Below are 22906 nucleotides of genomic sequence, written 5' to 3' on the forward strand. Positions count from 1 at the left end.
TCAGAATTGTCGGATTGACATTAATCGGCTCTATTGAAAGTGGTGGGTCGATTGGGCGAATGCGCTCGGTCCGTGGGTGCTTGGTCACAATCATTGCTCGTCCGAGCGCGCTGGTTTTCTTCGAGGGCTCAGTGTTTGTTGCCGATAAAGCCCACGATCACATACACCGGAATGCCGCTCATTTGCGCGATGCACGGCGCATGCGTGAGGCGCAGCGTGAATAGAACGGTGCCGAGATTGCACAGGTAAGAAACGAGCGCGACGACGAGAAAGCGCACTGCCGAATCGCGCATGGCGGCCGCCTTGAAGGTGAACTCGCTGTCGAGCGCGAAACGGACCGCGATGCCGATGCCGTATCCGATCATGTTCGCGATCACAGGACGGCTGCCCGCCGCTTGGCGCCGAAGATGTCGCGGCCGAGAACACGGTATCGAGGTCACCGACGAGCGGATATCTCAGGAATTGCAGACGGATGTCGGCGACCGACGCGCGCATAAGAAGTTGAATTAGGAGTGGATAACGCAGATGACAGGCTTTCAAAACTCCCGGCGCTTCTTGACGCTCCGTTGGCGCGCCCAGTTGTGGGCCATCATGCGTGCGGGCGCTGCCTTGCCCAACGCGCTGACGCGCGAGGCCGTCGCTCGTCGCTCACAGGACGAATTCCCGGTCCGATGGTTCGCTCACGTTGGCAGTGCAAGCGTTGGTGCGGTGGACCACCTTCGTGGCCAGAAAATTCGGCGAACATGCGCATTCCGTTCGGAACGCTCGCACGACTTCATGCGGCTTGGGTGACACGGCACGCCGCGCTCACTGGAATCGCGCATAGCCTTTGGAGAACTACATGCCCGATGCTCCGATTCGACGCCGCAGCGCCGCCTGGTTCCTGTTGGCCGTGATCTACTATCTGGTCGCGGCGGCAGCGTTCCACGGTTACTTCGCGAAGTGGAAACTCCGAGACGACACCCCCCAGTCTGCGTTGCCCACCATGCTCGAAGGGACGAGCGATCGTCCTTTTGTCTACAGGCGGCTCTTGCCGGCCATCGCCAATGAAGCGGAGCGGGTCACACCGGAGGCGCTTCGCGCACGCGCGATAGATTGGCTTTTTGCGGACGGACGCGCGCACGGCCCGATTGCCTGGTTCTACCCGGACGCCTCGGACGCGCGCAACCCCAAGTACGCGCTTCGTTATTACATGGTGTTTTACCTGTCTTTCACGGCGCTGTTTCTGGCGATGTTCGCTATGCGCGCCGTGTGCCTGGCGTTGAAGGCAGACACAGTTTCGAGCACGCTCGCGCCAATGGTTATCGCAGCGGCTTTGCCGCTAATTCTTACGGAAGGGGGCTATTTCTACGACTTTCCCGAATTGCTGTTTATGGCGCTCGCGGTCTGGATGGCAGTCACGGGCCGCGGTTTATGGCTGCTCGTGGTGACGGTGGTCGCAACGTTCAACAAGGAATCGTTTCTGTTTTTTACGTTGACGCTGTATCCCTTTTTGCGGGCCAGTTTCTCAGAGCGGAAAACCTTGACGCTCCAGGCATGCATGTTGGCGCTTGCAGGGGCGGTCAACATGCTGATCAAGCTACGCTATGCGCACAACGGCGGAGGAATGGTCGAATATCACCTGCTGGACAACCTGGCTTTCCTTGCTCATCCGATGAGCTACCTGCGCTTCGAATACAACTACGGCGTGGTGACCCCCAAAGGCTTTAACGTCATCTTTCTTGCGATCGCCGTGTTGCTTCTGCGAGCGGGCTGGAGCCGCCTGCCCGACGCAGTGCGGCGTCACGTGTGGATCGCGCTTGCCGTCAATGTGCCGCTGTTTCTCCTGTTCGGTTTCCACGACGAGTTGCGGAACCTGAGCATGTTATTGATCGGCGTGCTGATGATCGTGAGCGTGAACATTTCGATTTGGCTCAATCAGCGTGAGGCCGTGGCTAATGTTCGCGAACGAGTCGGCGGCGCGGCGCTGAGCTCTTCGTCAAGAATGGGACATGGATCGAGTGCGGATTCGCCAGTCGCGAGAGGACAGTACCAAGCGCGCGGAAGCGAAGGAGGCGGGGAATGAGCCTTTAATCGCGCGGTGCATGGCGTCGCGTATGAATTGACGCGAAGTCTTCTTCGAAGAATAGGCGGCCGGCCGAAGCAAGTACATGGCCTTGCGGCTCTGCGCAATGGCATTCAGGACATCGACAATGGGGATGTCTGCATGGGCAACTCGCTGTGAACTTGCCGAATGACCAAGCGGTGGCCACGCTCGACATCGGTGGAATCGGCTTCTACAGCGTCAGAATATCGCCGATGTCGGCGGTCTGATGAATGCGGCGTTCGTGCCTTACGTGAGCAAGACGCGCTGCCCATTTCTCGCGTCTCTCTGGGATCAACGAGTGAAGACGAAAGCGTGCCGGGAGACCCGCCAAAGCCTGCAGCGGTCGGGCGCTCGCGTGACCGGGCGGACCGGCCGGCTTAGTCCCAAGCGCTTGGTTCGGCAGAAAGCGTGCGCCGCTTCAGCAGCGGGATCGACGGGGCGCGTCGCTTAATAGCATCGTCGAGCGAGATTTAGAAAGCGTCGCTTCCGTGCGAGGAGGCGCGTCAGCGCAGGAGCGCTCTTTCGCGGAAAGGAAGTCGAGATGAGCAGCGCCTCCGGCGACCGGCGGTTCAGGTCGATTCGGCGCCCAAGCCCCGACAGCCGGCGGACTCGTGAAGACGTCACCTAGCGGCTCTCATCCTCGCTGCGACGGATTACCTGTCAGCCTCCGTTCACACACGAGCGACCACCTTCGGCCGTTCGCCACGGCAATCAAACCGCGCAGCGTCGCCGCCATCTCTGCGGCGCGCGGCTGATTCGATCGTTGTGCGTCGCGTAGTCCATTCAACCGGTGCGTATCACGCCCACAGCGCGCGTTTCCATTCGCGCCGGTTTTCAGCCAGCAGACTTCCGCTCGGATCGAGACCGCTCATGGATGCTCCATGCGGCGCGCCCGTCGCTTGAATCGACTCGCGCATGCACGCGGGGCGCTGCCCGATATGCAGGCCGCCTAACGATGGCGATGACCGATCCACCCGCGCAGCTCGCGAACATTCCTGACTTCTTCGTGCACAGCCAACGCGAACCAGCCCGTCAAGAACGTCACGGCAAGTCTTGCCTGTCGCGTTCTACCGGGCGGTAAAGCCGTCTTCGCAAGAAAGCGCTGAGCAGAACGCGGCACCGGTAAGGCTTGTTGCGACGGTTCGCGACCGCACAGCAATGCCCCACCGTTTGCGCGTCCGTCCTCGGCAAAAAATACGTAACTGCATCCGGTGTGCGTTTAAACCGATCCTATAACTACCGACGTCGTGGCTTTCTGCCGCAACAATGCGACGATTCTTTCCGAATACGCAAACGGTTGCGAATGTTTTTTCTACTTACGTTATGAACATACGACGCCTTTTGCTATCTCGGAACTGTTACTTTTCGAAACGTTTGCGGTCGTTTTTGGACCATATACTTCGGCCTCCTTCAGCAAACATGAATAAATTCCCGTGTCGTCGAACCGTCTACCCCAAACGCAGGACGAAACTTCCCTGTTCAGCGTCTCTAGCAAGATCAACGCACCCCTTACGCGTAGAAACTTCCTGTCGTACCTGATGGCAAGCGCGGGAAGCGCCGCCTTGGCCGCCTGTGGCGGCGGCAGCGGAACCACCGATACCGACGCGGTCGCCGATACTGCGGCCGTCGCGAAGACCGCTTCGTCGAGTGGGACGGCTATTCCGCCGGCAGCATCCATCACCGATAGCACGGGCGCCGTCTGGAAGCTCGTGAGCGGCCACGCAACGCGCAATGGCACCACGGTGGCGACCGGTTCCCCCGCCGCGTACACCATGATCCTGTACTTCAACGGCGTGATCTACGCCAAGAACTCGGCTGGCAACTGGTTCAAGAACGGCACATCGCCGTGGCAGAACCTGGGCACCGCAGACCCGCGCACCGCGGCAAGCACCGGCTCGCAAGGCACCGCCAACACCAGCACGAGCGGCGTGCTGCAGGACAAGTCGTTCGGCGTGAAGGGCGACGGCACGACCAACGATCGTGCGGCGCTTCAGGCCGCCATCGACGGCTCGGTTGGACAGATTCTCCTCATCACGGGCAAGAGCCGCATCGACGCCACTGGCCTCACGCTGCGCTCGAACACGCATATCCGCTTCGCGCAGGGCGCCTCGATCAAGATGCTGCCGCACAACACCGCTACCTATCAGATGATGCGCGTGTGGGACGTGAGCAACGTGAACATCGAAGCGCCGTACCTCGACGGCAGCAAGGAACTGAACTCGGCCGGTTCGGGCGAATTCGGCATGGGCATCTCGATCACCGGCGCGACGGGCGTCACGATCACGAACCCGACGACGATCAACTGCTGGGGCGACGGCATCTACATCGGCAATAGCGGGAGCGGCTCAGGCAAGACCAGCTCCAACGTGTCGATCAGCGGCCACCACGCGAACGGCTGCCGCCGTCAGGGCGCGACGATCACGTCGGGCAACGGCATCACGTTCACCAATCCGCTGTGGGAAAACATTTCGGGCACCGCGCCGTCGTGCGGTCTGGACATCGAGCCGGACGACAACAGCGCCGTGCTGCAGGCCATCAAGATCGTCAGCCCGACGACTCAGGGTTGCGCGGGCCCCGGCATCCAGGTCTACCTCGGCGCGTTCCCCGGCCCGGTGTCGAAGAACGTCGACATCCAGATCACGAACCATACCGACAACTGCAAGATCGGCCCGTTCGGCGTCGGCGGTCTCGAACTGAATGGCCGCGTCGTCACCGGTGCGATCACCAGCACGAACCCGGTCTGGAAGCAGAACTGGTACCTCGGTGACTGGGACAGCAAGGGTCCGAAGGTCTCGGTCGTGAATCCGAAGATTGGCTAAGCTCGGCGACATTCGCCAAACGGCTTCTCGCGTCAACGTCCTTCCGGTGCTGAACGCGTCGGCGTGCGGCGGGAAGGGCTCCCTCGGCGAACGTCGGTCTACACCCTTGGGTACAACCTTGCGACCGGCGTCACGCAGCAGTTGAAGCGCCTCGTGAAGCGCATCGAGTGCGGCAACCAACTCGATGTGTCGCTCAGGATGAGCGGCGACGGACACGACTCGAGCCAACCATGTCGCACGCGCACACCGTGGCGTGATTCGCGGCTTGATCGATGGCGTGCGCGCCATCGACTCGTCGATCATGGGCGGCGTGGGCATCGGCAGTGCACTGTCGTTGCGTGTACTGTCAATGCTAAGGAACGGGCGGCGTGCCTTTCGTTCGCTGGGATTTCACGTGCTATCACTGGTACGAAAGCGGCTGGCGGAACAGCCAGCGCTACGGCGTGCTTCAGGCGTTGAAAAATCCGTTCGGTCTGCCAATCTGGTTGACGGAATAGGTTGGCACGGCCAGGTCGACACGGCGACGCAGCACAACATTTAGTCGGTGGTGATGTGCGCGGTAAATCGACGACAAGTATGGCGTCGTCACGAAGATCGCGGCTTAAAGCGCCCGCAAGAGGAACCCCATCCAAGCGCGGTTCACCTCGGCCCTGTATCAATCGCTCCTGCTCCTTCGGACAGGAGCGACTTTGCGTTTGCGGGCCGGATGCGACGCGACAACCTTGAGACGCGAGGCAGGGAAATAGTGCGCGCGACGTTTCCCGGAGCCAGTCACGCGCTGAACTCACAGCGCGGCGCATCCGAACCAGCGCCTGCCGAGCGCTTCCTTCCCACGCTCCAAAACCGCGAGTTCCAGCGACGGTCAGGCGCGCCTACAAACACCATCAGCGATGACGACGTGACGCGCTGTGCACATCGACAAGACGCAGTAAGGGTTTTCGGCGCAGCGGGCTAGCCGCGCGCAGTTCGCAGAAAAGCTCCGGCTGACCCCCGCGCTTTGTGTGCCCCCACACGAGCGAATCGATTCCATCTACATATGTAGTAGGAATGCGTAATGCATAGAAGAGAAAACTGAAAACCTGGGACTCAGCCTTGATCGTCCGAATCGCACAATATCCCCCGAAGAAGCGCTTGTTGTTCGGTATCGTGTTTGCCGCCGTCGTACTGTCGGCCCAGCAGGCGCTGACGATGGTTGCTCATGGCCGCCTGAACCGCCCCGGAAATGTAGGAGACTTCGGATCTTGGCTGTAACGGGAGATTTGAAGCATGGAAAGCGAAGGCAAGGCAAGGAAGCCCACAGGGACGCGATATTCGGATGAGGTCCGTGAGCGAGCGGTGCGGATGGTGTTCGAGCACCAACACGAGTATCAAACGCAGGGAGCGGCGATCCGCTCGATCGCCTCGAAGATGGGGATGTCGCGCGAGACGCTTCGCAACTGGATCATTCAGGCTGAGCGTGACCGTGGCCAACGAGCGGGCGCGACAACTTCGGAGCTGGCGCGTCTGAAGGAATTGGAGCGCGAGAATCGTGAACTGCGCACGGCCAACGAGATCCTGCGCAAGGCCTCTGCATATTTCGCGCAGGCGGAGCTCGACCGCCGATCGAAGCCATGATCGCGTTCATCGACGAGCATCGCGACGTCTACGGTATCGAGCCGATCTGCCGCCTGCTGCCGATCGCGCCGTCGACGTATTACCGCCACGCCGGGCGGCGCAGCGATCCGGAGCAATGGCCAGCACGAGCGCGTCGCGATATTGAACTGAAGGCCCTTATCCGGGCGGTCTGGGACGAGAACTTCGGCGTGTATGGAGTGCGCAAGGTCTGGCGCCAGTTGTTGCGCGATGGCGTAAAGGTGGCCCGCTGCACGGTTGCGCGCCTGATGAAGGTGATGGGCCTCGAAGGTGTGCGGCGTGGGCGCCGGATCAAGACGACGCAGCGCGACGATGCGGTGCCGTGCCCGCTGGACCGGGTCAAACGTCAGTTCCGGGCCGAGCGGCCTAACGCGCTGTGGGTCGCAGATTTTACCTACTGTTGGACATGGTCGGGCTTTGTCTATGTGGCCTTCGTGACCGATGTGTTTGCGCGCCGTATCGTCGGCTGGCGCGTGTCGGCATCGATGAAGACTGACTTCGTGCTGGATGCGCTGAACCAGGCGTTACACGACCGCCAGCCACCGCCCGGGCTCATTCATCATAGCGATCACGGGTCGCAATATCTCAGCATTCGGTACACCGAACGTTTGGTGGACGTGGGCGTTGAGCCATCAGTCGGAACTGTCGGTGACTCTTACGACAACGCTCTGGCCGAAACGATCAACGGCTTGTATAAGGCCGAAGTCGTGCATCGGCGTTCATGGCGTACGCTCCAGGATGTCGAACTCGCCACGCTCGAGTGGGTGCACTGGTACAACTACCATCGGTTGCTCGGCCCGCTCGGGTACGTGTCGCCTGCGGAAGCAGAGGAAGTCTACAATCGGAATCTGGTGCGCTCCGCTCGCGCGGCGTAGCCCCAAACTCGGCGGTCTCCGACAAAGCCGGGGCGGTTCAGCCTGACATTCCTGTTGATCAGTGCGACGTTGCCGCTAATCACCGTGCTATTTGGCCCGTGGTCGGGTTTGCTGCTTTTGCTAAGCGGGATCTGGTTCGGCGCGCTCTGGATGCAGCCTTTCGGAAGTCTGGCTGTCGTGCAGCAGGACGACCGAGCCGTGCTGCTGGCGTACACGGTCGTCGGCGCGCTCCTGGTCGTGGCCGGACACCAACTGGCCAAGGTGGCCCGCCGCGCAGGAAGAGCGGAGGCGGCTACGCAGGATGCCGCGGATCGCCTTTTGCAGGTCGAGCGGGACGCGCGCAACCGGTTCGACATCGCGTTGAACACGGCTGGCGTGCCGTTCTTTCTCCTTACGCCGATCGTGCATGATGGCCGCGTCGCGGAACTCCGTTGGGATTACCTCAACGAGGCGGCCGCGCAGTTATTCAACCAGCCCGCCGCGGTCGTGATCGGCAGTTCCATCTCGTATGTGCGTCCGACAGGGTGGGATGCCAACCTCCTGCTCGACCGCCTGGCGCCACTCGCGAAACGCACCGGGCGGGAAGCATTCGACGTGCGCGTGGAAGGCGACAACGGCGAGCAGTGGTTTCACGTCATCGCGGCGTCGCTGCAAGGTTCGGTTGTGGCGTGGTTTGGCGACGTGACACCGCGCGTGCGCGCCGAACAGGCGCTCTCCGAAGCCGACCGCCGCAAGGATGAGTTCCTCGCGACGCTCGCGCACGAACTGCGCAATCCACTCGCGCCGATCAGACAGGTTGCCGAGATACTGGAGCAGCCCGGACTGACGGATGAGCGCAAGAAGTGGTGCATCACCGTGCTGCGTCGGCAGTCGGCCGCCATGGCGCTGCTTCTGGACGACTTGCTGGACGTCTCGCGCATCACGCGCGGGGCGCTCACGCTTCGCAAAGAAGCCGTTGCGCTTCGGGACGTTTTCGATGACGCAGTCGAGATCGCGAGGCCCATGATCGAGAGTAAGGGCCACCAACTCGCCGTCAAGCACCATCCGCGCCCGATGAGCATCGAGGCGGACCGACTGCGGCTGGCGCAGGTGATGGGAAATCTCCTGACCAACGCCGCGAAATACACGCCGCCGGGCGGCCACATCGAATTGACGGCAGAAGCAGACGACGCGGAGATCGTCCTGTCAGTCGACGACAACGGAATCGGCATCGAGCCGGATAAGCTGTCGGCCATCTTCTCGATGTTTTCGCAGGTGAACCCCGACCATCATCGGCAAGGCGGGCTGGGTATTGGACTTGCGCTGTCGAAATCGCTGATCGAGTTGCATGGGGGACGGATCACGGCGTCGAGCGCTGGAAGAAACCTGGGGAGCCGTTTCTCCGTTCATCTACCCGCGGCGTCCAGAGTGGTGCCGGAGCCGGTGCAGACGCGCGATGCGCCGACCATTGCATCGTCGGTCGAACGGCATCGCATCCTGGTGGTGGACGATAACGTCGATGCGGCTGACGCGCTGACGGCCCTCCTGGAGCTCGAGGGGCATCAGATACGCACAGTCTATTCAGGCGAGGAGGCTCTCGATATTCTCAGCCACTACAGCCCCGATGTAATCCTGCTTGACCTCGGTCTGCCCGGCATGAGCGGAATCGACGTCGCTCGCGGCATTCGGGCCATGCCGTCAACAAGGGACGTCACGCTTATCGCCATCACTGGATGGGGGCAGCCACAGGACCGTGCGCGCACGGCTGACGCCGGTTTCGACTTCCACTTCACGAAGCCCGTTGACGTGGGGCAACTCAACGAGGCGATCGATAGCGCGGTGGCCGCGCCATAGCGTTCCGCATAACGGTGGCGGTTGGACTCTGCGTTGTCCGTCTCACCGACGCCACGTAAAGCGCACCGTGCCGCGTAGCAGGTCGGAACGTGCTACGGAAAACACCCGTTCACTCGAGCCTGACCGGTACGGCCAATACCGCCATGCAGAACCTCGGTCTCTTTTTGCGCTAATGCAGACTGCGATCCCAAGAAGATTGGCGCTTGGCCGGCGCACTGATGGCGTTGGAGAAGCGCTAGCAGCGCTTAAGCGTCCTTAGGAAGGAGCAATACGGATTACAACTCCGGCACCATGCGCATGTTTGCGTGGGCCTCGCGGCAGGCGCGAACGCGCGCGACGTAGAACGTCGGTCGCGCGCGAGAAACCGCCGCCGGCTAGTCGGCCTGTCGTGCAGGTCCGCGCCTCGCAGTCGGGACGACGCGCGGCCCAAGCCTGAGATGGGATGCGAAGGTAAGCGACGCCTTGTTCAATGCAGGCCGTCCTTATCGAGCGAGCGATCGAGCCGGCCGAGGCTCGGCTATCAGCGGTTCCAGTTTTCGAAGTCGAAGCTCCGACGTCGGAAAGCGAAACCCGGCAAGGCTAAAGTTGCGGGGCGCTAAGACGACTGAATTTCTTCCACAAAACCCTCATCGCATCGTGGTCCTCTGCTGCGCGCGAGGCGAGGTATCCACGCGCGAAACCAGCGCCCGCTGCGGTTTCAGGCTTGCTCTCTCCTAGCGACCGGAGCAGTCGTCCGCCACGACGACATCGTTGCGCCAGCCGAGGTCGTCCTGCAAATCACTCAGTGCGCTTATGTAGTGCTTGACCGCGCGACGATCGAACAGGGAAGAGAAGAATTCGGTCGCATAGCGCACTTTCTTGGCGGCGATGCGCGCGCGATGGCGCGTTTCATCGTCCAACTCGGCCAGGCCGTGACCTCGTTTGAGCAGCTTCTTGTGCCGGCGCCTTAGCGTCTCGCTCGCAAAGCCGGTGATGGGATTATCAAGCGCTTTCAGCGATTTCTTCGACTGACTCGCGCGCCATCCCTTCTGGTCGATGCAAAGCGTGAACTGGATGATCAGACGCGTGTAGCGCACCGAGTTGACTGCGGCAACGGCGGCTTTACGATTCTCCGTCGCGATATTCTGTGCCGCCTGGTGGACCGCGGTAACATCCGCGTCGCTGGCAGCGGAGCCGAACGCTTTTTCCAGTGTGCTCCCCGCAAGCACTTCCCAGTCGCGCGATTGACCTAGCTGGCCGGCAATCCATCGAAGTTCATTGTCGAAATCAGCCGGCGCCGCGATGACCGGTGCGAACAGGTCGAGCGCCGAGCGCAGGCGGCGAAGCCCGACGCGCATCTGATGCACGCTCGAAGGGTCTTGTCCGAAGACCACGCCGCGCTCGTTGCCGTGGACCTGAGCGAGACAGTTCCTCGCGATTGCCTGAAAGGCTGCTTCGACGGTATCGCGCTTCTTCAGTTCGAGCGGCTCGGCTTTCACGGCGCCGCTTTGCTCTTGCACGAGCAGGCCATAGCCACGGTCCGCTTTGCTGAGATGGTCGATCCGAAGCGGTACGTCGTGTAACAGGGGCGAGCGCAAGGGTGTAAAGCTGCTCGGGATCGCCGTTTTTCAACTCCAGCTCGACGCCGTGGATCGGAGCAGACGCCCGGGCCGTAGCTTCGACTGCGCCATCGTCCATCGCAAGCTCGAGTTCGGTGCCGTCCGGCAATTGCAACGTGGCGGCGCATCGATTGATGCGGGTGAGGAAAAGCGGCTCCAGGCGCTCGGCGAGGTCACGCTCGGCGAGTATGTCGATGGCCTTCGAGTCTTTCGGTATGAGCGTCAGCAACGTGCCGAGGTCAGGTCGGTCGCCGTTCACCGGACACTCGAACTCATCGCGCTCGAAGAGGCCAGCGGTAATCGTCCCTTCCAGCTTCAGCGTCTGCAGCCGCTGCTCCCCGACGGCGCGCACACGCAAGGACGCGCCATTCTTGCGCAGATGCATCTCCGGCGTGTCGAAGTAAGTGCTCACAAGATCATTCGACTCTGCGGAGCCGTTCAACAGCCGGCTGACCGCCGGGGCATGCATGATCTGGCTTGCCTTGCCTGCGGTCACCTGGAGCTTGAGTTCCTTTTCCATGGCGCTTCCGTCGTGAGATGACAGTGACGCATCCATGCAGCATTTTTTGTGCTTGGTTCGAGCTTGCGCGCGGCAAAAGAAATGCAGTGCTTAGGAACGAAGAAAGTCGGGACCCGTGTTACAGGCAACGCAACCTTCCTGAAGGGACCGAACATGCAGACCTAGACGGTCGTATCGGCTGCGCCTACATGCCGTGTACATGGGGCCTCATCGTCAAGCTCAGCGTTGGGCGTCATTCTGTATGTCAACGGCGTGACAAAAGCGACGAGCCGGACAGCAAGTCCAACACGCCACGCTCGACATACCGCCTTCCTCGCTTCAGTTTCTCGAGGGCCAGCCGATAAGTCTTTACCCAACTCGCGTAAACCCTTATCGCCGGACCTTCCATGAAACTCAGCCTCAAGATTCCCCTGGCTTTTGCAGCCGCGCTACTGTTTATGTTCGCCGCCGCTCTGTGCGGCGTTTTCGCCCTCCACCAGTCGATCGACGCTTACAGGACGGTGGTCGCGCGCAACGTCGCGCAGGAACGCATGGTGTCGGCGACGCTCGTCGCCTTCAAACTGCAAGTGCAGGAGTGGAAAGACACCCTGCTGCGCGGAAAGGACCCGGCCAAGCTCGATAAGTACTGGACGGCCTTCCAGTCACGCGAAGCGACGGTCGACCAACTCGCCGATGAACTCGAACGCACGTTGCCCGCCGGCGACAGTCGCGATTTGCTCGAACGCTTCGCAACAGCACATCGCGCGATGGGCGAAGGCTATCGACGTGGCTTCGACGCGTTCAAGGCGCAGGGCGACGAACCGTCGGCCGGCGACAACGCCGTCGCAGGCGTCGATCGTCAACCGGCGGCGCTTCTCGAGCAGGCGGCGAAGCAGATCGCCGCGGACAGCGCCAAAGTGTCCGAGGCCGCGGACCAGGCCGCGGATTGGGCCACCGGGATCAGCATTACGCTCATGCTGGCGGTCCTCGTGCTGGCTTCTATCGGCGCTACCTTTTCAGCCGGACGGTGTCGCGTCCGCTTGCGCGTGCGCTCGGATGTGCACAGGCAGTTGCGGCGGGCGACCTCTCGCTCGATTTCCATTCGAATGGCAAGGACGAGATCGCGGAATTGCTGGCCGCGCTCAAGCACATGCAGTCGAGTCTGGCGAGCGTCGTGAGCAAGGTGCGGGTGAACGCGCACAGCGTCGCGACAGCAAGCGCGGAAATCGCGTCGGGCAACCTCGATCTTTCGTCGCGCACGGAAGAACAGGCGGCGTCGCTCCAGGAAACGGCGGCCAGCATGGAAGAGATCACCTCGGCGGTACGCCAGAACGCCGAGCATGCGGCGGCGGCATCGTCGCTTGCCGGAGCCGCGTGCGAAACCGCGGCGAGCGGCGGGCAGATGATGGAGCGCGTCGTCGAAACCATGCACGGCATCTCCGAAAGCTCGGCAAAGGTCAGCGAGATCATCTCGGTCATCGACACCATCGCTTTTCAGACCAACATTCTCGCGTTGAACGCGGCGGTGGAAGCGGCGCGGGCGGGCGAGGAAGGGCGCGGTTTCGCGGTCGTGGCAAGTGAAGTGCGGGCGCTCGCGCAGCGCAGCGCGGCGGCGGCGAGGGAGATCAAGGGGCTCATCGCGCAATCCAGCGAGCGCGTGGAAACGGGCTCGGCGCTCGTGCGCGACGCCGGAACCATCATTGCGGACATCGTGACCTCGGTGCAGCGCGCGGCAGGCGTCGTTGGCGAGATCACGTCGGCTTCGCAGGAGCAGCGCACCGGTATCGAGCAGGTCAATCTCGCGGTGACTCAGATGGATCAGGTCACGCAGCCGAACGCCGCGCTCGTCGAGCAGGCATCGGCGGCCGCGCACGCGCTCGCGGAGCAGGCCGGGTCGCTGCGGGACGCAGTCGCGGTGTTCAGGCTGCGTGAAGATGCGTATGGCGCGTTGGCTGCGGCGTGATCGCAGTCAGCGGGATGGGCCGGCCGATGCCGGCCCCGTTACGGCTCAGCGTTCACCAGCAGTTCTAGCGGGCGCGGGAAACCGGACGTTCGCCTCTATCCAGATGCGTCCCCAGGTCATCGCATATTCGAGAGCGTCGGCATCGTCGTGAAAGAAGTCGAGATCGCTGAAGCTGCGAGCCGGATGCCCTTGCTTCTCGATACTGACGCTGGCGGCGTGCAAGCCGTCGCGGCTCGACTGAGCGCAGGCGATCAGCCGGAATCCCCGATAACGGGATTTGAGATAACGCAACGTTTTTGCAGGAAACGGAAGTGGGGGGAGGGCTTTACGAGCCGCCGCGCATTCTGCGCGCGGCTTGTGACCCGTCAATGACGCCCGTGCCCGCGCCCGCTTTAGTCAAACCCGACGACGAAGAAACCGCGTGACATGACGCTGTCACACACAGCGGCTTCACGCAGGACGCGCATGTGGCGCCATCCTGAAAGATCCAATCGCGTAACGTAGCTTCCCTGCGGACGCGAAGCCGCCCACTTGCGGTCCCTCGCTGTCTCCCAGATCGACGCCGTCCGGACGGCTGGTTCACACGCGGAACCCGACAAATGAACAGCATCGAACGAAAGAGGCGACGTTGATGGCGGCTCCGCGCATAGGAAGCAGTCACGGACATCAGCGCAAAAGCATCGCGCGATGAAACGGCAACTGCTTGGAGCGACGCGTCGTCTCTCGGAAGGACGTCGACGCAGCCATCAAAGGCGCTCGCCGTGTCAGCTACTACGACGCGGATGCTCGAGAAAAAATCGCACCATCTCGGCACTGGCGTCGGGGCCGGATGGATCGGTGTACGTCCCGCTCGATGAACCTCCGGCCCACGCATGAGGCGCGCCGTGGATAACCCATAGTTCGGCATCGACTCCGGCTTGCGACGTCATGTATCGGACCGTATGCTTTCTGACCCGGCTATCGCTGCTTGGCGCGCGCACGGGTATCACTTCACGCGCGGAAAACTCGCGTATCAATTCGTTGGCATTGGCGGGATGCACGGTTGCATCGGCATCGCCGTGAAAAACGATGAGCGGGCATGCCGACGCCTGCGCGCCGTGAGCATCCGCCCGCATGGATTTCTGCGCTTTGGATCTGACCTTGCCGCCGCGCATGGCCGCCAGCGCGGACGGCAGGTCGTGCGCGCATCCGACGGGCAGGCCGGAATGAACGCCTGCCGCTGCGTACAGATCGGGATAGGTTTGCGCCATGATTGCCGCCATCGCGCCGCCGGCCGAAAGACCAGCAACGAAGACGCGTTTCGGATCGACGTTGTAATCCGCCATGACCTCTCTCGTAATGCCCGTGATCAATGACGGCTCGCCCCGGTCGCGCTGCTGATCGGCCGGTCTGAACCAGTTCCAGCATTTCGAGCTATTCGCGCCCTGCGGCTGCGTCGGATAAGCGACGATGAAGCCATGAGTTTCGGCAAGCGCGTTCATTCGCGTCCCGGCTGCGAAATCGTCGGCGTCCTGCGTGCAGCCATGCAGCATGACGATCAGAGGCAGACTTTCACCGCGGTGATGACCGGGAACGTAGACCTTGTAATCACGCTGACCAGCGGCGTCGACGTAGCGCCGCACGCTGAAGTGCCCGCAATCCTCCACGTCCACTTCGGCTTGCGGCGTACGAATGTGAGTAAGCGATCCATGTTTGACGTCTGGCAGTAAGCCGCAGGAGCGAGGAGCATAGGTGTCCACCTACTTTGGAGGTGGACACCTATGGCCGAAAAAGACTCAGAGTTGAAAGTGGTGCGTCAGAGCCGCGACGGACGGCGGCAGTACGACGAGAAAGGCAAGCGCGCACTCATCGAGGCGGCGCTGTGCTCAGGCGTGTCGGTTGCCCGTCTGGCGCAGGAGCATGGGGTGAACGCCAACCTGCTGCGCAAGTGGATTACGAAATATCTGCTGGAGCGTGAAAAAAACACCGCGCAGGCACCGCCGGACACCATTGCCAGGGAGCACGATCTGTCACCGCCCGCAGGCCAGGTGATCGACAGCGTATCGGACGGAAGCCCGGATTTGATTAAGCCGACGGCGCAGACTCCAGCACTTTCGCCATTTGTGCCCATCGTTGCGGTGCAATCGGCGCTTCCAACGCCACCTGTGGTGCCGGTCATGGCGCTCGCGTTACATGTGCGCCTGTCCAATGGTGTCGAGTTTGACATCGGGGACGCTAGCGTCGAGGAACTGACCACCGTAGTCCAGATGCTCGGGAGGATACCGTGTTCCGCTTCGACGAAAACCTAAGGGTGTACCTGCACCGCGATCCCGTCGATTTCCGCTACGGCATGAACAGCCTGTCGATTCTCGTCGAGCAGGCCATGCATCTGAACCCGATGGACTCCTCTCTTTATATCTTCGGAAACCGCCGTCGTGACAGGGTCAAAATCATCGGTTGGGATGGTAGTGGTTTCTGGCTGATGACGAAGCGCCTTGAAACAAGCCGTTTTATCTGGCCCGACAGGAAGACCGAAGTTGTGGCATTGACGTCCGCGACGCTGCACGCGCTGCTCGATGGCGATGACATCACTTCGATCCGCGGATATCCACGCGAGGAATATTTGCGCGTGAGCTGAACATGGGACGGGCATGCATGGTCTAATCCGGCATGCCCGCCCAGATCACGATCTCCGCCGACGAGCTCAATGCGTTACTCGCCATGCGCGAGGCGTATGCCACCCTTGAGCGCGAGCACGAGGAAACCCGCAGCATGCTGCGCCTGGTGAGCGCGGAGCGCGACCTGGCCGAGGAACGGCTGCGTGCCTACCGGCGTGAGCTGTTTGGCGCAAAGAGCGAAACACGGGATTCGGAGCAGTTCGGGCTGTTCAACGAAGCTGAGGCACTTGGCGCGAATGCGGCGCCCGCCCAGGAAGATACGCCCGAAACGAAGGTCGGCGCGCATACACGCAAAAAGCGCGGGCACCGCAAGCCGCTCGATCCCGGTCTGCCCCGCGTGATCCGCCGCCACGAACTTCCGGAGGCCGAGCGTTTCTGTAGCAACGACGGCCATGCCCTGGTCGAGTTCGGCGTGGAAATCAGCGAACAACTCGACGTGATTCCTGAGCAGCTGCGCGTGATCCAGCATCAGCGGGTCAAGTATGCATGCCCGTGCTGTGATCTGGGCATCAAGGTCACGCTGGCGCCACCGCGTATCATCCCACGAGGACTCCTGACCGAATCTGCACTTGCCTGGATTGCGACGGGCAAATTCCAGTTTGGCATGCCGCTGTATCGTCAGGCTGGCCTGCTTCGCCGCTTCGGTGGTGATATCTCGTCAAACACGATCGCAGCCAGCATGGTCAAGGTCGGCCTCGCAACGCAGCCGGTGATCAACCTGATGCGCGACGCGCTGCTTGAGTCAGCGGTGATCCTCGCTGACGAGACGACCTTCCAGGTGCTCAAGGAGAAAGGGCGCAAGCCGCAGACGAAGAGCTACCTGTGGTGTCAGATAACGGGCACGGGAATCCCGATCTGTTGCTATACCTACACGCCGGGTCGCGGGGCGAAGCTGGCTGACAAGCTGTTCGCCGGCGTGCAGAAAGGTGCTGCGCTGATGAGCGATGGCTACGAGGCCTATAACGGTATCGCCGAGCGGTACAAGCTTGTTCACCTTGGATGTCTTGTGCACGCGCGCCGCTACTTTGTGAAGGCAGAGGAGAACGTCCCAAAGGCCGCACGCACGCCAGATCTGCTTGCGACACGCTTCATCAAACTGTTTGGCAAGTTGTTTGCCGCCGAGGCACGCAGTAAAACGTGGAATGCAGACCGGCGTCATCGCCTGCGTCAACGCTATAGCGCCCGCGTACTCCAGGTCATCAAGGATCTCATGATCGAGCAGTCTCCAGGGGTGCTGCCCCAGAGCCTGCTTGGCAGGGCACTGACCTATCTGCGTGAGCAGTGGTCGAAGCTTGTGCGCTACCTCGAGAACGGCGACTGGCCGGCATCGAACAATCCTTGTGAGAATTCCATTCGCCCGTTTGTCGTTGCGCGTAAGGGCTTCCTGTTCGCAGATACGGTTGCCGGCGCACATGCCAGCGCAAATCTCTTTAGTCTCGTTGAAACCTGCAAGGCCAATGGTATCGATCCATACCGTTACCTGACCTGGCTGTTCGAGCGCCTGCCTCTGGCAAAGACCGCCGACGACTACGAGGCGCTCGTGCCTTGGCGGATGCCGTCCCCCCAGAACTGACTCGGAGCATATCCACTCCACGAATCAACGCGCCTGTCCACTACTCAGAGGGACGGCGATAATGGATCGCTTACGAATGTGACGCCGGGGTTGCAGAAGGTCGGCGAGGCGCGCTGTCGTTGTGTCCGTCGTGTCGTCATGCGAGTCTGCGTGCGCGGTTGTCGCGTCCGTCGGTTCCCCACGCATGGCGCGCTTGACGATCTCTGCGGCCGCAGCGGGGTCGTTGCTGCGAAAGAGTGCCAATGCCTCTTTCATCGAGTCCAGAAATCCTTCGTTGAGTTTCATGTTTGTTCCGTTAGCGGGAAAGGAGTCAGGAGCATTAGCGGATTCGATCCGCCAATGCGGCCTTGACCGCCGGTGATGCATGGAGCGCGCCTCGGACCACGATCGAGTCGATCGCTGCCTGCGCAAGTTCGGGTGAGACGTCCGTGGCAATGCTCGCCAATCCCAGCACCTGAATCCTGAGACGCTGATTGGCCGCGCACGCCACCTCGAGGTCCTGTTTCGAAAAGTGCTGAAGGCCCAGGACGAGTTCACGGCGCGTCACTGTGTCTTTGACGGCCGGTGCATGAATCGACAACTGATTGCGTATGGCCGTGCGGATCAAATCCGTCCGGTTCGAGTAAAAGCCCTCTTCGACTAGCAGATCGATCTGACCCAAATCGATTGGACCGAGATTGATGGTGATTTTTTCGGTTTCGCTACCTCGTGAGCGATCGGGCACTTCTTTAGACATCCGCGCTTATCCTCCGCTTACCATCCATGTGGATGGTTATAGGCTGTTTTTTTGAGGGCGTCAACGGTAATTCAAGGGAGGAGACGGGTGATGCGGATCGCTAGTCAACGTGGAGCCGGCGAGCCGATTCGGGGTACCGGCGGCTGTTGAGCCGTTCATGACCCGCGCGGTAGATGCCGGAGACTTACCTCTGTATCGACGCAGACGACGCGCTCGAGATGACCGACTAAATTGAAGTCTGATAGCTATTGGCCGGTGAACGGGCGCGTGCCGGCCACGAAGCGTCATTCGTCCGCCGCTTCGCTCGGACGTCTAGGCGTCAGCCCTGCCCAGTAAACCGCCGTTCCATTGGCGAGGACGAATGTTGCTGCATCGGGCTTACCAGACGTTCTCCGTTCCTTCACGGTGCGGCCGCAGCGCGCCGCTTTGCTGTCACTCGCTATGCAGCGCAACCGAGGCCCGTGGAAGTTTGTCGTCTCCTTACGTTCGCGGCGGCTTCTGCACGTACGATTGGCCGCGATTCTGGTCCGATAGACGGCTTCGTCGCCGACGTGTTGCGCTTTCCGCATCACCCAAAACGGCTTCTCAGGTGCCGTCCTAACAAGGTCGAACGTGGCACCGGCAGCTCCGGCGGCGGCTGTAACGGGCCCGGCCACAGTTGCTCTGTGACCGGGCCCAAGCTATATTCGCCCCTGCATGCCCTGTCCGCGAACACGCATTTAGTTCAGCACGAACACCGTGCCGAGGCCAGCGGTTCCGCCCATGTTGGTTGTGCCCAACAGGTTGCCCGTGCTATCCAGAATCAGACCGGCACTTGGCGCGTTGCCATCGGACCCCACCCCCGTGAACACATGCAGCAGTGAGATTGCCGACGCGTAAGTACCGTCACTGTTGTGCCTGATCTCGAATACGGTTCCAGAGTTGGCGCTGCCACCTGCGTTTGTAGTGCCAAAAATGTTTCCAGCGCCATCCAAGACGAGGCCTGCATCCGGATAGGCCCCGTCTGGCCCGCCGCCCGCGAACGAGTGAAGCGTCGTCGCCGGCGTGTATGTCCCGTCGCCGTTCCGCGTAAGCATAAATACGGTACCGAGGCTCGCCGAGCCGCCCGCACTGGTTGTGCCAAATAGATTTCCTGCAGCGTCAGCGACCAGAGGGGAATTTGGAATCGCGCCGTCTGATGCCGTGCCTGAGAACGAGTGAAGCACGACCGCTGGACCGAACACCCCGGTACTGCCGCGCACAAGTTCAAAGACGGTACCGCTGTTGGCGGCACCACCCGCGCTTGTTGTGCCGAACAAATTTCCGGCACTGTCTAGAACCAGCCCTGCCTCTGGTGCCTTCCCGTCCGAGGCGGTACCGGTGAAAGAATACAGTGTTGTCGGCGTCGCGTACGTCCCGTCACTGTTGCGCGCAAGCTTGAAAACTGTGCCTGCGTTTGCGCTTCCTCCTTGGTTTGTCGTGCCGAACAGATTGCCGGCAGTGTCCTGAACGAGGCTAGCATCGGGGTATGCACCATCGGTGCCGATGCCCGTGAAGGAGTGAAGCGTCACAGCCGGCGAATATGACCCGTCGGCGTTCCGGGTTAGCTCAAATATTGTCCCGACGTTTGAGGTGCCGCCGGTGTTGCTCGTGCCGATGAGGTTCCCTGCGCGATCGACAATCAAACCAGCGTTCAACGTGTTCCCGCCGGCACCGGTGCCGGTAAACGCATACAGCGTGACGGGCGATGCATACGTTCCGTCGGCGTTTCGCTTCAACTGGAACACCGTCCCGGGTCCCGCACTCCCGCCGCCATAGGTGGTACCGAAAAGGTTGCCGGCACTGTCCTGTGCTAGGCCCGCCTCCGGATACTGGCCATCTCCGTTCGCGCCGCTGAACGAGTACAGGGTGCTAACCTGACCTGGGCTGCAACTGACGCTCACGTTGTTGACATTGGCGGTAGCATTGCCCGATCCGTTTGCGACGTTGCATTGCCTCGCGGCTGGATGTTGACTAACCGCAACGCTATATGGGCTGCCCGACGTTACCGACGAGAACTGGAACCCCCCGTCAGAAGTAAGTGTCTGCGTGTCTGTGCCGTTGTTCTGCAGCTTTAGAACGCCCCCGTTGAGTCCAACGGCGGTCCCGCCAATAGCGTATGACGTCGGTGCTGCCGGAGGGACCGCGGAACCGCTTCCGGGGTTGGAAGACGTAGCGGTGGTAGACGACCCACCTCCGCCGCAGGCACCAAGGGTTGCCGAGAATATAACGGTAGCTACGATGCTGGGGACAGCCTTGATTGTTTTTGGACGCATGACTTCAACCGTGTGCAAAGGCGATTAGTGAGCCGTCGCGGCGTCTACCGCGGGCTGTGTCTCATTCTACTTATCAAAAAGATAAGCTTCTTGAGAATCGAGCTCCTGGCTTTATAAGTGTTGTTTTGCCGACTTGCCTTCGCCGCGTTCAGTAGAAGCCCTAATTCTCGGAGTGTGTCGATGCACTCAATCGTTGGCGGTAGGGCGCCTCAAGATCTCTCTGCGCTTCTGATGCAATGCACCGCTTTCAGGTGTCGCAATGCAGTCGTTGCGACGCTCCAGCGTCATGGCGGCAGATGCCGATCGGCGTTGTGGCGGCCTGGCCACTGACCGAATCGGTTCATTGAGCCGGGACGTACACACGCCCAGCCCGACGGCGCGCGCAATTCTTGGTTCACTGCAAGGCCGTTGAACTGGACCGACTGAGTCAGACGACGTCGCGTGCGCAGGCATGGAAGCCGGGCGTGGTTTTCCGGCGATCCGAAGACCCACAATGGACGCATTCCTGATTCGTTTCGGGCATACCCCGCCGCCTGTTGCTCTCTGGTCGTCGCCGTTGTTGTGGAAGGTCACCACCCCTGACAGGACGACAGCCTCATTTATCGGTCCGAGAACCGACGATAAACTGAGTCCGGGTTGCGAATGACGGCATGCGGCGAATCACAGCCGCACGGCCGATGACCGACCACCGTCGGCTAAGGGGAAGACTTGCTGGCCGATGAGAGTACAGGGATGACTGGTGTCGCTTGAACCGGCCGTAACGGGTGCGGCCGGGTTCCATGTCCGGAGTGGGTCGCAATTTGCCAGTCGTTGAGCCAGCACCGCTACGCGTTAGCAGAAGTTCTTGCTGACCGTCGTCAGTCCGCCAAGCAAATGGGACATGTCGACGAGTCGCTGCGCGACCAGGTGACGGACTTCGCCCTCACATTGCCATGTGCCGTACACCGCGAGCAAGGCCGCGCCCAACGCTTCATGGCGTTGCTTCTCGAGCAGCGATGGCCATACGATGACGTTGACGTTGCCCGTCTCATCTTCAAGCGTCACAAACATGACGCCTTTTGCTGTCCCGGGTCGTTGCCGTACGGTCACCAGCCCACAGCCTCGCGCCAGACGGCCGTTTCGATAGGTCCGCAAGGTCGAAGCGGGCATTAACCGTTGTTCAAGCAGTGCCGGCCTCAGCAGCGACAACGGATGGCGCCCCAGTGTCAGTCCCGCAGTGTTGTAGTCGCTGACGATCTCCTGCGCCTCCGACGGCGCTCCGAGCGTCGGCGTGTCATCGTCGATTCGAGTATCGGCCAGCATGTCGCGGTCGGGCACCGCGGCCGCAGACTGCCACAACGCTTCACGACGATTTCCTGCCAGTGACCGGAGCGCGTTTGCTGCTGCGAGTACCTGCAGGTCGCGGCGATCGAGCTGCGCGCGACGCGCCAAGTCGCTCACGGTTGCGAACGGCTTCACGGCGCGTGCCGTTTCGATCCGCTCGGCGGCGCCTTCGCGCATGCCCTTAAGCAACGACAGCCCAAGCCGCACGACAGGCTTCTGCCGACCGGAGCGATTTTCGAGCACCGAATCCCAGCCGCTGATGGTGACGTCGACCGGCGCCATCTCGACTCCGTGACGCCGCGCGTCTTGCACCAGCTGAGAAGGCGAGTAAAAGCCCATCGGCTGAGAGTTGAGCATGGCGGCCAGAAACGCGGCGGGTTCATGGCACTTGAGCCAGCTGCTCGCATAGACGAGCAACGCGAAGCTGGCGGCGTGGCTCTCCGGAAAGCCATACTCGCCGAACCCCTTGATCTGCTCGAAGATCGCTTCCGCGAAGGCCTTGTCGTAACCGCGCGCCTGCATGGTCACGGCGTGGTGCCGTCGCTTAAGAGGACAAAAAATTTCCAAAAGCGCCGTTACACTCGGCTCTGATGGCGCGGGCCGTGTCAGAAGTCATCGGCCCATCGCTCCCAGAAGCCCGGCTCGTCGTGATGCGCGTTTTCCATCGCCTGCGCGAGCGGCACGATCCAGAACCGCACGTCGTCGAAGCGCATGGCGCCATCTTCGAATTCGAGGAACGTCTGCACGCTCTGGTAGGCCGGATCTTCGAGGTCGTACTGCACGTCGAGGTACATCTGGCCGGCGTAGGAGCGCAGCGCTTTCTCGCTGGCGAAGTGCCCGCACGGCAGCCAGCCGACGCCGTGCTCATCGAGCCACGCAATAATGAGCTCGCGGCTCTCGATCTCTTCATATCGCTGACGACCTTCCGCTCTGGACTCCGCGCGCGGGAACGACAGGTACAGCACGTCGCGGCGCTTTTCGCCCCCTGCGTCACAATAGATGTCGCCTCTGAATTTTC

General features: G+C 61.5%; 16 protein-coding genes, 2 pseudogenes and 1 other annotated feature. Of the genes and pseudogenes, 8 read left to right on the forward strand and 10 right to left on the reverse strand.

Going from position 1 to position 22906, the window contains the following annotated elements; all coding sequences use genetic code 11:
- Window positions 1-128: 128 nt before the first annotated feature.
- Window positions 129-377: a GtrA family protein gene (locus tag LDZ27_RS03380; RefSeq protein WP_244815332.1), complete on the reverse strand. Its 249-nt coding sequence runs from the start codon at window positions 375-377 to the stop codon at window positions 129-131.
- Between the two features lie 464 nt (window positions 378-841).
- Between LDZ27_RS03380 and LDZ27_RS03385 the strand changes: the two genes are divergently transcribed.
- The 4 genes from LDZ27_RS03385 to LDZ27_RS03400 all read left to right on the forward strand — a co-directional run bounded on the left by LDZ27_RS03385 (window position 842) and on the right by LDZ27_RS03400 (window position 9245).
- Window positions 842-2065 (forward strand): hypothetical protein, encoded by a 1224-nt coding sequence (locus tag LDZ27_RS03385; RefSeq protein WP_244815333.1) that lies wholly within the window; start codon window positions 842-844, stop codon window positions 2063-2065.
- 1583 nt (window positions 2066-3648) lie between these two features.
- On the forward strand, window positions 3649-4905 hold the full coding sequence (locus tag LDZ27_RS03390) for a right-handed parallel beta-helix repeat-containing protein (protein ID WP_244815334.1): 1257 nt from the start codon (window positions 3649-3651) through the stop codon (window positions 4903-4905).
- Window positions 4906-6171: 1266 nt separating this feature from the next.
- Window positions 6172-7412, forward strand: a protein-coding gene (locus LDZ27_RS03395; protein ID WP_370653355.1) for an IS3 family transposase whose coding sequence is annotated in 2 segments (ribosomal slippage) — window positions 6172-6478 and window positions 6478-7412 — 1242 coding nt in all. Because the reading frame shifts where the segments join, the coding sequence is not laid out codon by codon here.
- Window positions 6474-6590, forward strand: a sequence feature (AL1L pseudoknot). (Overlaps the previous gene by 117 nt.)
- A gap of 54 nt (window positions 7413-7466) precedes the next feature.
- Window positions 7467-9245, forward strand: coding sequence for an ATP-binding protein (locus tag LDZ27_RS03400; protein ID WP_244815336.1), 1779 nt, complete (start codon window positions 7467-7469; stop codon window positions 9243-9245).
- Between the two features lie 713 nt (window positions 9246-9958).
- Here the strand turns inward: LDZ27_RS03400 and LDZ27_RS03405 are convergent.
- Window positions 9959-10618: a CHAD domain-containing protein gene (locus tag LDZ27_RS03405; RefSeq protein WP_244815337.1), complete on the reverse strand. Its 660-nt coding sequence runs from the start codon at window positions 10616-10618 to the stop codon at window positions 9959-9961.
- Window positions 10512-11363: a CYTH domain-containing protein gene (locus LDZ27_RS03410; RefSeq protein ID WP_244815338.1), complete on the reverse strand. Its 852-nt coding sequence runs from the start codon at window positions 11361-11363 to the stop codon at window positions 10512-10514. The genes LDZ27_RS03405 and LDZ27_RS03410 overlap by 107 nt, the downstream gene beginning before the upstream one ends.
- 386 nt (window positions 11364-11749) lie before the next feature.
- On the opposite strand from LDZ27_RS03410, the pseudogene LDZ27_RS03415 reads away from it, so the two are divergent.
- Window positions 11750-13305, forward strand: a pseudogene (locus tag LDZ27_RS03415) (methyl-accepting chemotaxis protein).
- A gap of 45 nt (window positions 13306-13350) precedes the next feature.
- Here the strand turns inward: LDZ27_RS03415 and LDZ27_RS03420 are convergent.
- On the reverse strand, window positions 13351-13596 hold the full coding sequence (locus tag LDZ27_RS03420; RefSeq protein WP_244815339.1) for a hypothetical protein: 246 nt from the start codon (window positions 13594-13596) through the stop codon (window positions 13351-13353).
- 473 nt (window positions 13597-14069) lie between these two features.
- Window positions 14070-15011, reverse strand: coding sequence for a PHB depolymerase family esterase (locus LDZ27_RS03425; RefSeq protein ID WP_244816024.1), 942 nt, complete (start codon window positions 15009-15011; stop codon window positions 14070-14072).
- 54 nt (window positions 15012-15065) lie between these two features.
- Here LDZ27_RS03425 and LDZ27_RS03430 point away from each other — a divergent pair, with 54 nt between their 5' ends.
- From LDZ27_RS03430 to LDZ27_RS03440, 3 genes are read left to right on the forward strand one after another with little or no spacing between them, the layout of a single operon-like run.
- Window positions 15066-15593 carry a transposase gene (locus LDZ27_RS03430; RefSeq protein ID WP_244815340.1) on the forward strand — a complete coding sequence of 176 codons (528 nt, stop codon included), beginning with the start codon at window positions 15066-15068 and terminating at the stop codon, window positions 15591-15593.
- The gene (tnpB, locus tag LDZ27_RS03435) at window positions 15569-15922 is read left to right on the forward strand and encodes an IS66 family insertion sequence element accessory protein TnpB (RefSeq protein WP_244815341.1); all 354 of its coding nucleotides are present in this window, start codon (window positions 15569-15571) and stop codon (window positions 15920-15922) included. The genes LDZ27_RS03430 and tnpB overlap by 25 nt, the downstream gene beginning before the upstream one ends.
- Before the next feature lie 32 nt (window positions 15923-15954).
- On the forward strand, window positions 15955-17535 hold the full coding sequence (locus LDZ27_RS03440; RefSeq protein WP_244815342.1) for an IS66 family transposase: 1581 nt from the start codon (window positions 15955-15957) through the stop codon (window positions 17533-17535).
- 24 nt (window positions 17536-17559) lie between these two features.
- On the opposite strand, the gene LDZ27_RS03445 is transcribed toward LDZ27_RS03440, so the two are convergent.
- The 5 genes and pseudogenes from LDZ27_RS03445 to LDZ27_RS03465 form a co-directional block, all read right to left on the reverse strand.
- Window positions 17560-17820: a hypothetical protein gene (locus LDZ27_RS03445; protein ID WP_244815343.1), complete on the reverse strand. Its 261-nt coding sequence runs from the start codon at window positions 17818-17820 to the stop codon at window positions 17560-17562.
- Window positions 17821-17854: 34 nt separating this feature from the next.
- The gene (locus LDZ27_RS03450) at window positions 17855-18271 is read right to left on the reverse strand and encodes a CopG family transcriptional regulator (protein ID WP_244815344.1); all 417 of its coding nucleotides are present in this window, start codon (window positions 18269-18271) and stop codon (window positions 17855-17857) included.
- Window positions 18272-18990: 719 nt separating this feature from the next.
- The gene (locus LDZ27_RS03455) at window positions 18991-20565 is read right to left on the reverse strand and encodes a choice-of-anchor tandem repeat GloVer-containing protein (protein WP_370653356.1); all 1575 of its coding nucleotides are present in this window, start codon (window positions 20563-20565) and stop codon (window positions 18991-18993) included.
- An 831-nt stretch (window positions 20566-21396) separates the two neighbouring features.
- A pseudogene (locus LDZ27_RS03460) lies at window positions 21397-22410 on the reverse strand (OB-fold nucleic acid binding domain-containing protein); the annotation flags it as partial.
- An 83-nt stretch (window positions 22411-22493) separates the two neighbouring features.
- On the reverse strand, window positions 22494-22853 hold the full coding sequence (locus tag LDZ27_RS03465) for a hypothetical protein (protein ID WP_244815346.1): 360 nt from the start codon (window positions 22851-22853) through the stop codon (window positions 22494-22496).
- Between the last annotated feature and the right edge of the window lie 53 nt (window positions 22854-22906).

The organism is Caballeronia sp. Lep1P3 (assembly GCF_022879595.1).
Classification (GTDB): Bacteria; Pseudomonadota; Gammaproteobacteria; order Burkholderiales; family Burkholderiaceae; genus Caballeronia.